A 13,639-nucleotide genomic window follows, 5' to 3' on the forward strand; every position below is an offset into this window, starting at 1 on the left:
AACCTCGAAGAAGATATGATATAGGGATAGCTTTTAAAGAGGGGAGCCTTACGATGATCGATCAGGAGAATGGTATATTTGCGGCGGTGTGCCCGCTCGACTGTCCGGACACTTGTGGTCTGTTATTACATAAAGAGAACGGTAAAATTGTGAAGGTGGCAGGCAATCCGGATCATCCGATAACCAAGGGTGCCATCTGTAATAAAGTTAGGAATATGACTGAGCGGGTGTATCACCCCGAGCGTCTACAATATCCGATGAAACGTGTAGGAGCCAAAGGTGAGGGCAAGTTCGAACGAATCAGTTGGGATGAAGCGATTCGCGAGATTACGACCAAATTCACTGCATTGTCCGAAACCTACGGCCCGGAGAGCATCCTGCCCTACAGCTTTTACGGTAACATGGGTATTCTCGGCGTAGACGGCATGGATCGGCGTTTCTTCAATGCGCTTGGTGCGAGTGTACTGGAGCAGACGATCTGTAACTCCGCTGGAAATACCGGCTGGAAATATACGATGGGCGCCAACCGGGGTACGGTGCCGGAAGATACGGAGCATGCGGATCTCATCCTGGTATGGGGCGGTAATATCGTCAGTACGAATATGCATCAGGTCGTTTTAGCGGAGAAAGCCCGTAAGAAAGGCGCCAAGATCGTCGTAATCGACGTTCATCGCAATCGTACCGCACAGTGGGGCGACTGGTTTATTCCTTTGTATCCGGGCACGGATAGCGCACTGGCGCTGGGTTTGATGCATGTGCTGTTCGAACGGGGACTAACGGATGAAGCGTTTATGCAAAAGTATACGATAGGTCATGAGGCACTACGTGATCATGTCCGCAGTTACACCCCTGAACGTGTTGCACGCGTTACGGGCGTGCCGGAGGAAACCATTGTGAAGCTGGCCGAACTATACGGCAACGCACAGGCAGCCCATATTCACATCGGCAATGGCCTCCAGCACCATGATAATGGGGGAATGAACGTGCGTAGCGTTGCATGTCTGCCTGCCATCACAGGGCAATGGCTGAAGCAAGGTGGCGGTGCTGTTCGCACCAACAGCTACGCGAGCACGAATAGCGACGCGCTCGAACGTCCGGAACTGCGGCAGAATTCGGAGCCGCGAGTGGTGAACATGAACCGGATTGGTGAAGCGTTGCTGGAAGCAGAGCAGCCAATCCGGGCTATGATGGTTTACTGCAGCAATCCACTGGTGGTGGCACCGGATACCGAGCGGGTGGAGCGAGGTTTTGCACGGGAGGATCTGTTCACGGTTGTACATGATCTGTTCATGACGGATACGGCCAAATATGCAGATATCGTCTTGCCAGCCACATCTTCATTTGAAGCGACGGACCTGTACACCTCTTATTGGCATCAGTACGTTCATCTGCAAGAGCCGGTGATTGCACCGATTGGGGAGAGCAAGAGCAATGTGGAACTGTTCTCACTGCTTGGGCAGGCTATGGGGTACGATCCTGCAATCTTCGGAGAAACACCGGAACAGATGATTGTGGACGCACTTCAGGGCACAGGCAACCCCTACATGAATGGAGTCACGTTGGAGGGACTGAAGGAACACCGATTCGTGAAACTGGATATGTCGCCACATGCTGCGTTTCTGGATCAGCTACCCACACCTTCAGGCAAAATTGAATTATATTCGGAGACGATGGAACAGCGAGGTCTTCCGCCGCTCCCTACCTATAGCGCTCTGGTTGAAGGATATGATGGGGAGAATCCGGCTGGACCTGCCGATACGTATCCATTGATGTTCCTATCGCCGCCAAACCATAATTTCCTGAACTCCACCTTTGGTAATTCAGCCAAACATCAACGTTTGGAAAAGATGCCTCTATTGCAAATGCACCCCGAGGACGCTGCCCGCAGAAACGTGGAGGATGGAGATGCAGTGGTCGTATGGAATGATCGTGGGCGCATCGAACTTACCGCCAAGGTGAGTGAAGCTATGCTGCCGGGAACCGTCATCAGCCAAGGTTTATGGTGGGATGGTGATGGCAAGAAGCAGCGAGCCAATTCGCTCACGTCCAACAGATTGTCTGACATGGGTAACGGGGCGACCTTCTTCTCGGCCACTGTCGAAGTGAAGCGTCAATGAGTGTGCTTGCAGCATGATTTTTTTGAGGTAAGATGAACAAAGGATAAAACTTGAGCAGGATCTAAAGAGCAATACATGTGACACTTCATAAAACCTTCGCTCTGGCTGGTTATGGTTATGCCGTCAGGGCAAAGGTCTATTTTTTATGGTTATTTGTTTGTGCAGAGGTACTAAGGAGAATGAATTAACGATGATGAGATGGCTGGATAACTATCCAAAAGAAGTGAGAATATTTTTATTAGCAAGTCTGGTTAACGCAACAGGCAGTGCCTTGATGTGGCCGCTGACCACCATGTATGTGTTTGATGAGCTTGGACGAACGATGGCCAACGCGGGTTTTGTAATCCTCATTCAGTCCCTGGGTGGCATCTTCGGACAGTTGCTCGGAGGTTCGTTGTATCACCGGGTGGGCGTGAAGAAGCTGATCATTGGCTCACTGGCGCTTAATGCGTTAGGTTTGTTTGCGCTGCCGTGGATTAGCGCGTACTGGGTCGTATTTATATGTGCGATGGGTTGGATTGGTCTGTTCAGTTCATTGTCGCTGCCAGCGATTCAGGCCTTTATTGGCTTCAGGTTTGCGGAGCGACGCGGTGAATTATTCAATATTATCTATGTGGCGAACAATATCGGGGTGGCGATTGGTACGGCGCTGAGTGGTTTCCTGGCTGACTTTTCCTATCACCTCAGCTTTGTACTGAACGGAGTGACCTCAGCCGGATTTGCGATATTCTTCTGGTATTATCTGTCGCGAGTCGAACCGGATCAGGGGGAAGTGCATCTGACCAAACGCAAAACCGTTTCCGATGGGCCGGGCGTCTGGGCTCTGCTGGGCAATACCCGATTATATCTGTTTATGAGCTTGGGCGTGCTGTTCCTGTTATTCGGCAATTCCATCTGGAACACAGGTGTGTCCCCATATATCATTTCTGAGGGTATGGAAAAAAGAATGTACGGTCTGCTCTGGACCCTGAACGGGGTGCTGATCTTTGTGGGCCAACCTTTTACCAGCTGGGTGAAACGGACCATGGCCCGTACCTCCACTGCCCAGATGACGGCGAGTGCGGTATTCTATGGCATGGCCTACATTGTCATGATTACCATGTACAGCTATCCAGGCATGGTGCTTGCAATGGTACTTGCCACGTTTGGGGAGATGTTGATCTCCCCTGCAACACCTGCATTTATCTCCGAGCATGCCGGCAGGGCAGCACCTTTTTACATCGGGATATCGGGTGGAATCGGCGCGGTTGGCCGGGTTATCGGGCCCTATGCGATGGGGGTCATGTATGACAAACAGGGACTTATTCCGGTAGCGTGGCTGGCAACAGGCACAGCAGCTATTGCGGTACTTGGTTTTGTGCTGCATGCGGTGTTGAACCGTAATCGTGAAGTGAAGGAGTATGGGATGGACGCCTAGCCTTTGTTGGCTGAATCGTATGATGAAGGGAGAGGACAGGTTTTAGTGGAGGAGAAAAGAATGCTACTTTAACCTGTCAGATCATCCCGTTGATTTGTATTGACAAAAAAAGCTTTTTGTGCTATAATTTACATATTAAATCTCTTCGTATATACTAAGGTTCTCCTGGCCAGGGGGAATCTTATTTTTGTTTGTACGGGAGGAATAGGTATGAAGCAAAATGAATCCAGTATTACATCTTTGATTTCGGCTTTTGGCCGAGCCTATCATTGCCAATATGATACACCTCTTATTTTCAATGATTTTATAGCCAGTGCGCTTATCACTCCTCAAGAGTTTTCAGATATCAGCAATAACATGGTTAGAGGCATTCATTTTTTCAACCCGGATATGGCTCACCAGCTCAAGGACGACCCGGAAAAGGTTCTAAAATGGATTACCCAGGTACAGTTATCTCCGATAACTCTGGCTCGGGCCGCTTACTGTGAGCATGTACTTTTGCATGAAGTCGCGTTGGGATTGAAGCAGGTAGTCATTCTTGGCGCCGGGATGGATACGTTTGCTATGAGGCATCCGGAATTGGAGGACACGCTGGATATCATTGAAGTAGATTATCCGGCTACACAGCAATTCAAGAAGGAGCGGCTGAATCAGGTCGAGCTAACTATTCCGGACAATCTCCACTTTGTACCCATGGATTTTACGCGTGAGCTTTCGAATGACAGCTTGACTCTTGAAGGTTTGAAGAAACGGAAGACGTTGGCTAGTCTCCTGGGTGTTTCGTATTATTTGCCCAAAAATGATCTGTTTAACGTGATTCGTCATGTGTTTGCGAACCTGCCAACCGGAAGCTCTATAGTTCTGGATTATGCAGATGAGCATCTTTTTGAGGAAAAAGGAATGTTTAATCGGGTTGAAAATATGGTTAAATTGGCTGCAATGGGTGGTGAGCCGATGCAATCCGGGTACGCATATGCGGAGATGGAGGCTTTGCTTGATGAAGCGGGGTTGCTTATCTATGAGCATCTGACTCCGGAGGCGATTCAGGAACAGTTTTTCCAGAATCGAATCGATTATCTAAGGGCATTTGAAACGATACATTTCATTCACGCAGTAAAAAAATAAATCAATCCGGGCATGTATGGTCACCTAATAGCCCGCATTTGCATAGCAGCGGCAAACCTTCACCCTGTGGCAGGGTGAAGGTTGTTTGGTTTGATCAAAGGACCAGCACAAACCATGATTCTGTAGCCAATAAAATCACACGTGATACAAATGTTTAGAAATCAGACTTGTTAGGGTGCAATTCCATGTCATTCAACGTTCTCTCCTCTATTTGTGCATAATGCCCATATAATAGAATGGATCTGGTTAAAGGCAGGAGGATGCATACGATGTACAAGGTTTTGCTGGTTGATGATGAATTTATGATCTCGGACGGGATTTCCAGTGTGGTGAACTGGTCCCGATTAGGAACAGAACTGATAGGCATTGCTCAAGATGGATTGGAAGCGCTTGCTTCAATTGAGCGGCAACGCCCGGATATCATCATCTCGGACATCCGTATGCCGGGAATGGATGGGTTACAGCTGGTTGAAGCTGTGGCAGAGAAGTATCAGCATATCTCGTTTATCATGCTCACGGGTTTTACGGAGTTCGAATATGCGAAGACCGCCATGCAGTATGGGGTGAAGCACTACTTGCTTAAGCCCTGCAGTGAAGAGCATCTCGTACAGGCTATCAGTGAATTGGTCAGTGAGAAGCGGGAGTTGACCGATCAGGAGCGTTTTGTACAGACGATCCAATATAATCTGGAGCGTGTACTGCCGCATGCCAAGGAATATTTTCTGAAAGAGCTGGTCACGAACAGAACATACGGGGTCAAGGAATGGAAGTATTTCGAGGAATTATTCGATGTACAGTTTCAGGATCAACGTGTGCGGTTGCTGCTGGTAGAGATCGAGGGGGATCATGAGTATTTGCACTTGTTCGCGGTCAAGAACATTGCCGAGGATATTTTTCACAATCCCATCTTAAGTGCCACGGTTGGAAGGCATATGCTACTAATTATGGAGGACAAGTTGTCTGAAACGCAGTTGTTCCATAATATCGATGAGATTCGCGCCACATTTACCCGATATTATCATGACGATCTCACGATTGCGCTGAGCGAGCCAGGAGATCTATCGCAGGCACGCCATTTGTACATGCAGACGCTGGTCTATCTCAATTACCGCTTTTACCTCGGTGAGGGCAGTCTCATTATGGAGCGGGATGTCTACTCTCCCGGGGAGCGCACCCTTCCTGAATTCGAATACGATCCGGAGCGGATGGTTACTGCAATCAAGGCGGGGCACTGGCAGGAAGTCGGATCAGAGCTGAACCGGATGTTTCAGATGCTTGCCAGCTTGCGATACGATATATCCCAAACAAAGTCCTATCTTATTCAGATGTTTATGGAGATGATTCGACTCAGCGGCTCTGCCGAGATGAAAAGCTATATGGACCAGTTGCCGGGCATGATTGAATCCAGCACTCTGCATTCTTTTCAACAGTTTCTGCTTGCTGTCGCCAAGGAAATCACCCTGCGTCGCTATGAACAACATCGCTCCAGACAATCGCAGATGGTAGGTAGTGTGAAACAGTTGGTAGAGAAGCGCTACAGGGACGAGACACTGACACTCCAGTCCATCGCCGGGGAAATATACATGAATCCAGACTACATCGGCAAAATGTTCAAAAAAGAAACCGGTGAGAAATTTACGAACTATGTGTTAAGCTACCGCATCCGTAAAGCGTTGGAGCTTCTGGAGCAGGACGGGAACTGCACTGTATCCTCGCTTGCCGAGCAGACAGGGTTTGGTGCCAACTGGCCGTATTTCAGCAAAATGTTCAAGAAATACACGGGATTCTCCCCTTCCGAGTATAAAAAAGTACCCTAGGCCAGCGTTGCTGTCGCTTCTACAGCATTGAACTAAACATTTACACGAAAACGGAGAAGACAGAAATAACACGAAGAAGCGGAGCGTTCGCCTAAAAGCTTTCTAAAAGAAAGCTACATCGTAAGCATATGCTATCCCCGGATTTTCCCTTTAGAAAAGGGAATCATAAAAATCTGGGGATAACAGCGATCAGAGGGTTGTTCTGTCATCGGAGTGGCAAGTGTAAATATTCTTTAGCTCGATTTATATAGATAGCAACCTCTACATCTAATCTGTGATCGGGCCCTGTACGCCATTCATCGGCAGCAGGGTCTTTTTTTGTCGGACGGAACTCGGTTTTGAACATCCATTTATCGGAAATGAGCATGGGAAGAAAAGTCGCTCGCTTCTATCATTAGAAGTGTCATGTTAGTGAATAAACATCGAGAGTGGAGGTTGAGTGGATGGAGCTGAATCGAAGCCGGGGGATTGAACCTGGGCGTTTGAAGCCAGCTGGCAAATGGAGTTCGGTGAAAAAGGAACTTGTCCGCAACAGATACGTCTATCTGATGCTCGTTCCTGTGGTAGCCTACTATCTGATTTTCAGCTATGGGCCAATGTACGGGCTACTGATGGCATTTCAGGAATCCTACAACCCGATCAAAGGAATCTTGGCAGGCGAATGGGTCGGATTTGACAACTTCACCATGTTTTTTGAAAGTTATTATTTCTGGCGACTGATTAAGAACACACTGATTTTGAGTTTTTACAGTATTGTGTTTGGTTTCCCGGCTCCGATTCTACTAGCACTGTTGCTGAATGAAGTCCGGAAAAAGTGGTTCAGAGGTGCAGTACAGACCATCAGTTATATGCCGCATTTTATTTCGGTTGTCGTCGTGGTGGGAATGTTGAAAACGTTCTCATCTCTGGACGGTGGGTTATTTAACGTCATTCGTGACTTTTTCGATCTGCAGCCGATTATGTTTTTGGCGGAAAAAGATATGTTCCGTCCGATGTACATCCTGTCCAACATATGGCAGGGAGCAGGCTGGGCCTCGATTATCTTTTTGGCAGCACTTAGTGGGATTGATCCACAGTTGTATGAGGCTTCCAAAATTGATGGTGCAGGCCGCTGGAGACAGCTATTACATATTACACTGCCGGGCATTATGCCAACGATTGTGATCATGTTAATTCTGCGTATGGGGGCGGTCATGAACGCGGATTTTCAGAAAATATTGCTGATGCAAACGGCACCGACCTATGAGACATCGGATGTCATATCCACCTTTGTTTATCGATCCGGTATTTTGGAGGGGAACTATACGTATTCAACCGCCATCGGACTATTTAACGGCGTCATTAATTTCGCGCTGCTCATTATCGCGAACGCGATCAGCAGAAAGCTTAACTCAACCAGTCTATGGTAATCGGAAGGTGAAGCGATGAAACAGTCTATAGGGGAACGACTTTTTGATGTATTTAATACACTGCTGCTCTTGGTGATCATGGTTTTATGTTTTTACCCGATGCTGTACGTGTTCAATTCCTCAATCAGCGACCCGGACCAGATGCTGCGTTCCCGTTCACTGATGCTCATTCCTGAAGGTTTTCAGCTGGGAGCGTACAAGTCGGTATTTCAAGATACTCGCATCTATACGGGATATATGAACACCTTGTTCTATGTTGTGGTGGGTACCGCCATCAATCTGCTCATGACTTCGCTGGCCGCCTATGGGCTGTCACGAGGTGATCTGATGGGCAGAAAAACGTTGATGAAGTTGATTACGTTCACGATGTTCTTCGGCGGGGGCATGATTCCGACTTTTCTGTTGATTCAGAATCTGGGCATGGTGGATACCCGTTTTGCGCTTATTATTCCGGGTGCCATCAGCACATTCTATTTCCTCATTATGAAAACAAACTTTGAAGGCATTCCGATCAGTCTGATCGAATCGGCGAAGCTTGATGGCGCCAATGACTTTCTGATTTTGTTCCGAATTGTACTGCCTTTGTCAAAGCCAATCCTGGCGGTCATGATGCTGTATTATGCGGTTGACCATTGGAATGATTATGTCGGACCGATGCTCTACCTGCGCAGTCAGGAACTGTATCCGATCCAGATTATTATGCGTGATATTCTGATCAGCAGCAGTACGGAGGCCATGGGCGCTGGCGCTGATACCGGCTTTGCCATTGGGGAGAACATCAAATATGCGACCATTATTATCTCCACGCTGCCGATTATGCTGGTATATCCGTTCATCCAACGTTATTTTGTTCAGGGCGCTCTAATCGGTGCTGTGAAACAATAAAAAATGTATCCTATGGAGGCGAATTACTTGAAAAAAAGAATGGGGTCCATCCTGTTGTCATCGCTACTTACCATGTCTTTACTGGCGGGCTGTACGGGTGATAATGAACCAGGTAACGCAGAGCCAGCAGAAGGAACAGAACCTGCGGTGCAGGCATTAACCGAGATTCCACTACCGATTACAAGTGAGCCATTTACCATTGACTACTGGCGCGCCAATGATGCCAAATTGACAGCTTCCTTGAACAATTTTGGCGATATGGCGTCTTACAAGGAAAAGGAGAAATTGACGGGAATCAAAGTGAAGTTCACACATCCTCCGCTTGGACAACAACGTGACCAGTTCAATCTGTTGATCTCCACGAAAGAACTACCGGATGTCATTTATTATAACTGGGCGGATGCCGTTGGCGGACCGGAAAAAATGATCAAGGATGGTCGGATCATTCGATTGAACGAACTGATCGACAGTTATGCACCGAACTTAAAGCGGATTATTGAATCCGATCCGGATGTGAAGAAACAGATTGCACTCGACGATGGCACGATCTATATGTTCCCGCTGCTCAAGCTGGATGCATTGAAGCTGAATGCTACTTCCGGTTTAATTATGCGCCAGGACTGGCTTGATAAATTAAATCTCAAAGTACCTACCAACATTGATGAGTGGTATACGGTGCTTAAGGCATTCAAGGAACAGGACCCCAACGGCAACGGCAAGCCAGATGAGCTGCCATTCACCGGAAACTGGGGACCGGGTAACCTGACTAAGCTCCATGATTTTGCCGCGGCCTTTGGTGTAATTGGTGGCTTCCAAATGAATGGAGACAAGGTGGAGTTTGGACCGATTCAGCCGGGCTACCGTGATTTCTTGGAGACCATGGCCAAGTGGTACAAGGAAGGGCTGATTGATCCCGAGATCATGACCAATGACGGTAAAGCTTTCGATTACAAGGTCACCAGCAATCTGGCAGGCGCATATCAGGGTGGTGTGTTCAGCGGCATGGGGAAATACTTTAATCTGATGAGAGATACGGATCCGAACTTTAACGTGACTGGTGTACCGTGGCCTGTATCTCCGGATGGAACTTCGTATGCGACATTTAATCTGGACGCTAAAGTGTTGACTTATGGTGAGGCCATTACAGCTTCCGCGGACGAAGACAAACTGAAATATATTGTACAGTGGATGGACTACAACTATAGCGAAGAGGGTAGTGATCTGTTCAACTTTGGTATCGAAAATGACAGCTATGTTCGTGATGGGGAAGGTGTCAAATTCACAGATACCATCATTAATAATCCGAACGGTCTGACGTATGATCAGGCACTGGCTTCTTATACCTTATCCATTATGGACGGTCCGATCAATCAGGATAGTCGTTATTTGGATGCCTTACTATTTGACGACGGACAACGTGCCGCGAATGCGGAATGGATGAAAGCAAGCTCAGCTTTAACGCTTCCTCCAATTCGTTTGTCAACAGATGAGGTGACCACAAGTACGTCCATCATGAGCCAGGTGAATACGTATTTGAATGAAACGATGACTGCCATCATTAGCGGACAGAAGCCGATCACCGAATTTGACACGATGGCCGAAACAATCAAGAGCATGGGCATTGACCGGGCGATTGAGGTTCATCAGGCGGCCTATGACCGATATCAGTCCAAATAATACGTGAGAAATCGAGCGCTAAAACTTTGGGAAAACCTTCCTGCATGTGATATACCTAGTAGTATCACGTGGTTCAAAGGAGCGCTTTGGTCATGACAGCCTACCGCAAACTCAGCATCAAAATGAAAATGTTTCTGATGATTATGTTCATGATGGCGTTTATCATCATCCTGGCGTTTGGGTCCTTGTATTATACGTACTCGGTGTATGACAAACAGCTGTTTGATAAGTCGTCCCGACTTCTGAACCTTTCTTCGTCTACAGTGGATGTTGAACTTCAGAAATTGGAAGCGTTATCATTAAACGTGATTTCCGATACTCAGATTCAAAGAGCTTTGAAGTCGTTGCTGGATGACGATAGTGCATATTCAAGCTTTATTGAACGAAAGAAGATCACGGATCGGCTATGGGAGCATATTAGTGGGGCTGCACGTTATGTGCAGTCCGTTCATCTGATTGATTCCAGAGGAAGAGTCAATAAATATGGCGAGACACTAACCGTATCCCAGGAAAAATATGATCGGATGATTGCGGCTGCGGAGCAGGCCAATGGTGCAGTACGCTGGTTATACCCTGATGACGATGACCCGATGCTGGTTATGGTCCGTCAGGTGAGAGCCTACGAACCGATGACCCTGGAACCGGTAGGCATACTGTTTCTGCGTATTAATATCGAGCGACTCGTTGAGGAGTATGCGGGCATTGATAGCCAGGACAGTGACATTATTTTAAAAGCAGGCAGTGAGGTGGTCTATCCTTATCGCCAGCTTCCAGAAGCGGTGTCCACGGGGCTGAATCCACTTCCAGGCAGTGGGGGATATGAGATCAAAAATCTGGATGGGAGGGAGATATTTCTTTCCCAGAAGAAATCCGCATACACCGGCTGGGTGTATTATAATATGGCCTCTTATGATGCAATTTTTGAACGTATTATATGGTTGAAAAATAGTTTGATTGTCGTTTATCTTATCGCCATTCTGGTTGTTCTCGCGCTTGGTATGGTGTTCGCACGTAGTCTGACAAGGCCGATCAGGCAGCTCATCAGTCAGATGAAGGAGGTTCAGTATGGGGATCTGGAGAACATAGACGCCAATCTGTCCATTCCAACCCACCAGCACATGGATGAATTGGGGTTACTACAGCGTACGTATCGACTGATGATTACACATATTAATACATTGATCAAAGAAAATTATGCAAGCCAACTGGTCATTAAGGAAACAGAGTTCAAGGCATTACAGGCGCAGATCAATCCTCACTTTTTGTATAATGCGCTGGATTCGATCCATTGGCTCGCCAAAAAGAACAGACAGGAGCAAATCTCCAGTATGGTGTTATCACTCGGATATTTGCTGCGTTCCTCCATCAGTTTTAAGCAAAATATCATTACCATTGCCGAAGAACTGGAGATTGTCAATCATTACATCACCATTCAGACCTACCGTTTCCGGCAACGGCTGGATTTCCGTATGGATGTGCCTGCTTCTTATCTGGGTTGTGCCATTCCCAAGTTGACCCTACAGCCGCTACTGGAGAATGCCATTCAATACGGTTTGGAACCACAGGTTGGATCATGTCTGATTCGAGTGTATGCCGAGATATCAGGTGGCAAACTGGCCCTTATCGTGGAGGATCACGGTCCCGGCATGGAACCCGAATATGTGGAACAGGTGCTGCGCGGTGAAGTGAAAACCAGAGGCACAGGTATTGGTCTACTGAATATCAGGGAGCGGCTACGTCTGGCTTTTGGCGAAGAATATGATGTTCTGCTGGAGAGCAATCCGGGGCTTGGAACGAGAGTAACGGTGCTGCTGCCACCCCCATCACCAGGTAAGGAGGAGAAGTTATGGGAAGATGGATGCGAATGATAGGCATGCTCTGCCTTATGCTGACTCTTCCTGGCTGCGTGAACCAGTTGGATCAAAGGCCAGGCATGATTGTGGACGAAGAGCCGATAACGCTGCGAATCGCTTGGTGGGGTGGGGAGTTTCGCAACAATGCAACGATAGCTGTTATCGACCTGTATGAGAAGTTGAATCCACATGTAAACATTGAATACGAATATAGCAGTTTCAACGAATACTGGAGAAAACTTGCCCCACATGCAGCAGGCAATGCGTTGCCCGACATTATCCAGATGGACATCTCCTATCTGTCCCAGTACAGTTCGCTGCAACTGTTGGAAGACATGACGCCGTACATGCAGAGCGGGTTGATTGACACGACAGATATTGAGAAGGAGCAGCTGGAGAGTGGTAGCCTGAATGGAAAAACCTATGGTCTCAGTTTGGGGGTTAACGCCATGCTCAGCATCTATGATCCGGAAGTGTTAAAGGCCAATGATATTGAATTGCCAACGGAGACGTGGACATGGGCGGACTTTGATAGGATGGGCGAGCAATTGCTGGGGAAAGGCATCTATCTGGGAACCTATTTCACGCCGGAACAGTTTTTCGCGTATTACTTGAGACAGTACGGTTCCAAGCTGTACGCCGAGGATGGCGAGAGGTTGGGTTATGAGGATGATGGATTGTTTATTGATTACTTTGGCAGGATGCAGCAGCTCGCGGAGAAAAAGCTTATTTTTGCACCGGATATCTGGACATCCGACATTGGCCAGCCTGATAACGACCCGTTTTATCTGGGAGAGGCTTTGTTTAGCTGGGGGTATTCCAACCAATTTATCAGCACCGCTCAGCGTTATGGCAAACCCTTAACCATCTCCCCAATGCCTGGGCCAAACAGCCAGGATGGATTGTTTTTGAAGCCAGGCATGTTTTTCTCCATGGCGGGCAATTCCAGACATAAGGAGGAGGCGGCCAAGTTCATCAGCTTTTTTGTTAATGATTTGGATGCCAATCTGCTGCTCAAAGGGGAGCGGGGGGTGCCCGTCTCATCCAGTGTCAAAGAGCGGATGAAGCTGGTGGTTGAACCGGAGCTGGCGCAGGTGTTTGACTATATTGATTGGGTTGCGGATAACAGCACTCAGATGGACCCGCCTGATCCTGTAGGTGCGCCCGAGGTCACTGCGGTATTGCGTGAGTTATATGATCTCCTGTTGTTTGGCAAAATTACGCCTGAGCAGGCGGCGGTGGAATTTCGTGAGCGAGCGAATGCCATTTTGGGTGGTAAGTGATATAAATTGAACTAAATGTCATTTACACTTGCCACTTCGATGACAGAACAACCTTC

At 47.8% G+C, this 13,639-nt stretch carries 9 protein-coding genes; all 9 read left to right on the forward strand.

The window, feature by feature from the left end:
* Nucleotides 1–53: 53 nt before the first annotated feature.
* Nucleotides 54–2,117, forward strand: coding sequence for a molybdopterin-containing oxidoreductase family protein (locus BLS69_RS21715; protein WP_091036127.1), 2,064 nt, complete (start codon nt 54–56; stop codon nt 2,115–2,117).
* A gap of 193 nt (nt 2,118–2,310) precedes the next feature.
* A complete protein-coding gene (locus BLS69_RS21720; RefSeq protein WP_091036556.1) occupies nt 2,311–3,534 on the forward strand; it encodes an MFS transporter in 1,224 nt (407 codons plus the stop codon).
* Nucleotides 3,535–3,744: 210 nt separating this feature from the next.
* Complete coding sequence (locus tag BLS69_RS21725; RefSeq protein WP_091036130.1) at nt 3,745–4,659, forward strand: class I SAM-dependent methyltransferase; 915 nt, start codon at nt 3,745–3,747, stop codon at nt 4,657–4,659.
* Between the two features lie 269 nt (nt 4,660–4,928).
* On the forward strand, nt 4,929–6,476 hold the full coding sequence (locus BLS69_RS21730; RefSeq protein WP_091036133.1) for a response regulator: 1,548 nt from the start codon (nt 4,929–4,931) through the stop codon (nt 6,474–6,476).
* Nucleotides 6,477–7,024: 548 nt separating this feature from the next.
* The gene (locus BLS69_RS21735) at nt 7,025–7,885 is read left to right on the forward strand and encodes an ABC transporter permease (protein ID WP_235193717.1); all 861 of its coding nucleotides are present in this window, start codon (nt 7,025–7,027) and stop codon (nt 7,883–7,885) included.
* Between the two features lie 15 nt (nt 7,886–7,900).
* Nucleotides 7,901–8,770, forward strand: coding sequence for a carbohydrate ABC transporter permease (locus BLS69_RS21740; RefSeq protein WP_076209737.1), 870 nt, complete (start codon nt 7,901–7,903; stop codon nt 8,768–8,770).
* Nucleotides 8,771–8,797: 27 nt separating this feature from the next.
* A complete protein-coding gene (locus BLS69_RS21745; RefSeq protein WP_091036135.1) occupies nt 8,798–10,447 on the forward strand; it encodes a type 2 periplasmic-binding domain-containing protein in 1,650 nt (549 codons plus the stop codon).
* A 92-nt stretch (nt 10,448–10,539) separates the two neighbouring features.
* Nucleotides 10,540–12,315, forward strand: a complete 1,776-nt coding sequence (locus tag BLS69_RS21750; protein ID WP_091036138.1) for a sensor histidine kinase — start codon at nt 10,540–10,542, stop codon at nt 12,313–12,315.
* On the forward strand, nt 12,294–13,583 hold the full coding sequence (locus BLS69_RS21755; RefSeq protein WP_091036141.1) for an ABC transporter substrate-binding protein: 1,290 nt from the start codon (nt 12,294–12,296) through the stop codon (nt 13,581–13,583). Before BLS69_RS21750 ends, BLS69_RS21755 begins: the two co-directional genes overlap by 22 nt.
* Nucleotides 13,584–13,639: the final 56 nt, after the last annotated feature.

This window comes from Paenibacillus sp. CF095, assembly GCF_900101225.1.
Classification (GTDB): Bacteria; Bacillota; Bacilli; order Paenibacillales; family Paenibacillaceae; genus Paenibacillus.

Excerpts from the sequence above, each read along its gene's own strand:
- BLS69_RS21715 (WP_091036127.1), top strand. The coding sequence starts at position 54 with ATGATCGATCAGGAGAATGGTATATTTGCGGCGGTGTGCCCGCTCGAC.
- BLS69_RS21720 (WP_091036556.1), top strand. The coding sequence starts at position 2,311 with ATGAGATGGCTGGATAACTATCCAAAAGAAGTGAGAATATTTTTATTA.
- BLS69_RS21725 (WP_091036130.1), top strand. The coding sequence starts at position 3,745 with ATGAAGCAAAATGAATCCAGTATTACATCTTTGATTTCGGCTTTTGGC.
- BLS69_RS21730 (WP_091036133.1), top strand. The coding sequence starts at position 4,929 with ATGTACAAGGTTTTGCTGGTTGATGATGAATTTATGATCTCGGACGGG.
- BLS69_RS21735 (WP_235193717.1), top strand. The coding sequence starts at position 7,025 with ATGCTCGTTCCTGTGGTAGCCTACTATCTGATTTTCAGCTATGGGCCA.
- BLS69_RS21740 (WP_076209737.1), top strand. The coding sequence starts at position 7,901 with ATGAAACAGTCTATAGGGGAACGACTTTTTGATGTATTTAATACACTG.
- BLS69_RS21750 (WP_091036138.1), top strand. The coding sequence starts at position 10,540 with ATGACAGCCTACCGCAAACTCAGCATCAAAATGAAAATGTTTCTGATG.
- BLS69_RS21755 (WP_091036141.1), top strand. The coding sequence starts at position 12,294 with ATGGGAAGATGGATGCGAATGATAGGCATGCTCTGCCTTATGCTGACT.